This is a genomic window from Micromonospora sp. NPDC049201, from assembly GCF_055586805.1.
In genome coordinates, this window is record NZ_JBVJHM010000031.1 from 2501 (window position 1) to 5361 (window position 2861).

Consider the following 2861-nt stretch of genomic DNA (forward strand, 5'->3'; position numbering starts at 1 on the left):
AGTAGCGGCGGACTCCTGAAATCTGCCGTGAATCTGCCAGGACCACCTGGTAAGCCTAAATACTTCCTGGTGACCGATAGCGGACAAGTACCGTGAGGGAATGGTGAAAAGTACCCCGGGAGGGGAGTGAAATAGTACCTGAAACCGTTCGCCTACAATCCGTCGGAGCCTTACGGGGTGACGGCGTGCCTTTTGAAGAATGAGCCTGCGAGTTAGTGGCATGTGGCGAGGTTAACCCGTGTGGGGGAGCCGTAGCGAAAGCGAGTCTGAATAGGGCGTATTCAGTCGCATGCTCTAGACCCGAAGCGGAGTGATCTAGCCATGGGCAGGCTGAAGCGCGGGTAAGACCGCGTGGAGGGCCGAACCCACCAACGTTGAAAAGTTGGGGGATGACCTGTGGTTAGGGGTGAAAGGCCAATCAAACTCCGTGATAGCTGGTTCTCCCCGAAATGCATTTAGGTGCAGCGTCGCGTGTTTCTTGCCGGAGGTAGAGCACTGGATGGTCTAGGGGGCCCACAAGCTTACCGAAATCAGCCAAACTCCGAATGCCGGTAAGTGAGAGCGCGGCAGTGAGACTGCGGGGGATAAGCTTCGTAGTCGAGAGGGAAACAGCCCAGATCACCAGCTAAGGCCCCTAAGCGTGTGCTAAGTGGAAAAGGATGTGGGGTCGCATAGACAACCAGGAGGTTGGCTTAGAAGCAGCCACCCTTTAAAGAGTGCGTAATAGCTCACTGGTCAAGTGGTTCCGCGCCGACAATGTAGCGGGGCTCAAGCACACCGCCGAAGCTGTGGCATTCACATTTCAACTTCGCGGCGCCTTGATGTGCCGTGCAGGTGTGTGGATGGGTAGGGGAGCGTCGTGCCGGGGGTGAAGCGACGGGGTGACCCAGTCGTGGACGCGGCACGAGTGAGAATGCAGGCATGAGTAGCGAAAGAAGGGTGAGAAACCCTTCCGCCGGATGACCAAGGGTTCCAGGGCCAGGCTAATCCGCCCTGGGTGAGTCGGGACCTAAGGCGAGGCCGAGAGGCGTAGTCGATGGACAACGGGTTGATATTCCCGTACCCGCGAAAGAGCGTCCCTGATGAACCTCGTTGTGCTAACCACCCGAACCGGAGGAGGTCTTCGGACCGAGTTTGGGGAGCGTGGGAACCTGGCGGGTAGTAGTCAAGCGATGGGGTGACGCAGGAAGGTAGCTGAGCCCGGCCGGTGGTTGTGCCGGGGTAAGCGTGTAGGCCGTGTCATAGGCAAATCCGTGACGCATGTAGGCTGAGACGTGATGCCGAGCCGATTCAGGTGAAGTCAGTGATCCTATGCTGCCGAGAAAAGCCTCTAGCGAGTTCTTAGCGGCCCGTACCCCAAACCGACACAGGTGGTCAGGTAGAGAATACCGAGGCGATCGGGCGAACTGTGGTTAAGGAACTCGGCAAATTGCCCCCGTAACTTAGGGAGAAGGGGGGCCGGAGACGTGAAGCCCCGCGCGGGTGGAGCGTTGTATGGCCGCAGAGAGCAGGGGGAAGCGACTGTTTACTAAAAACACAGGTCCATGCGAAGAAGTAATTCGATGTATATGGACTGACGCCTGCCCGGTGCTGGAACGTTAAGGGGACCTGTTAGCTCTTCGGGGCGAAGCGGAGAACTTAAGCGCCAGTAAACGGCGGTGGTAACTATAACCATCCTAAGGTAGCGAAATTCCTTGTCGGGTAAGTTCCGACCTGCACGAATGGCGTAACGACTTCCCCACTGTCTCAACCACAGGCCCGGCGAAATTGCATTACGAGTAAAGATGCTCGTTACGCGCGGCAGGACGGAAAGACCCCGGGACCTTTACTATAGCTTGACATTGGTATCTGAATTAGCTTGTGTAGGATAGGTGGGAGCCGGTGAAGTCCATACGCCAGTATGGGTGGAGGCAATCTTGAAATACCACTCTGGTTGATTTGGGTATCTAACTTCGGACCGTTATCCGGTTCAGGGACAGTGTCTGGTGGGTAGTTTAACTGGGGCGGTTGCCTCCTAAAGGGTAACGGAGGCGCCCAAAGGTTCCCTCAGCCTGGTTGGCAATCAGGTGTTGAGTGCAAGTGCACAAGGGAGCTTGACTGTGAGACTGACAGGTCGAGCAGGGACGAAAGTCGGGACTAGTGATCCGGCACTGGCATGTGGAAGCGGTGTCGCTCAACGGATAAAAGGTACCCCGGGGATAACAGGCTGATCTTCCCCAAGAGTCCATATCGACGGGATGGTTTGGCACCTCGATGTCGGCTCGTCGCATCCTGGGGCTGTAGCAGGTCCCAAGGGTTGGGCTGTTCGCCCATTAAAGCGGTACGCGAGCTGGGTTTAGAACGTCGTGAGACAGTTCGGTCCCTATCCGCCGTGCGCGTAGGATACTTGAGAAGGGCTGTCCCTAGTACGAGAGGACCGGGACGGACGAACCTCTGGTGTGCCAGTTGTCCCGCCAGGGGCACGGCTGGTTAGCTACGTTCGGAAGGGATAACCGCTGAAAGCATCTAAGCGGGAAGCTCGCTTCAAGATGAGGTATCCCACCACTCTTTGAGTGGGTAAGGCCCCCAGCTAGACGACTGGGTTGATAGGCCGGAAATGTAAGCCCGGTAACGGGTTCAGTTGACCGGTACTAATAGGCCGAGGACTTGACTACTAAGCTGCTACGCGTCCACTGTGCAACTCTGAACAAACACCAGACCCTTGTGGGTTGTTGGTTGATATGTTCATAGAGTTACGGCGGTCATGGCGGAGGGGAAACGCCCGGTTACATTCCGAACCCGGAAGCTAAGCCCTCCAGCGCCGATGGTACTGCACTCGGGAGGGTGTGGGAGAGTAGGACACCGCCGGACAATCTTCCAGT

Annotated in this window: 2 rRNA genes (1 of these 2 cut by a window edge); both read left to right on the forward strand. The window is 56.9% G+C overall.

The features are described 5' to 3' along the window. A 23S ribosomal RNA gene (locus ACZ6O5_RS31185) occupies window positions 1-2654 on the forward strand (it extends 457 nt beyond the left edge of the window). A 79-nt stretch (window positions 2655-2733) separates the two neighbouring features. Continuing rightward, window positions 2734-2850, forward strand: a 5S ribosomal RNA gene (gene rrf, locus ACZ6O5_RS31190). The last annotated feature ends 11 nt before the right edge of the window (window positions 2851-2861 follow it).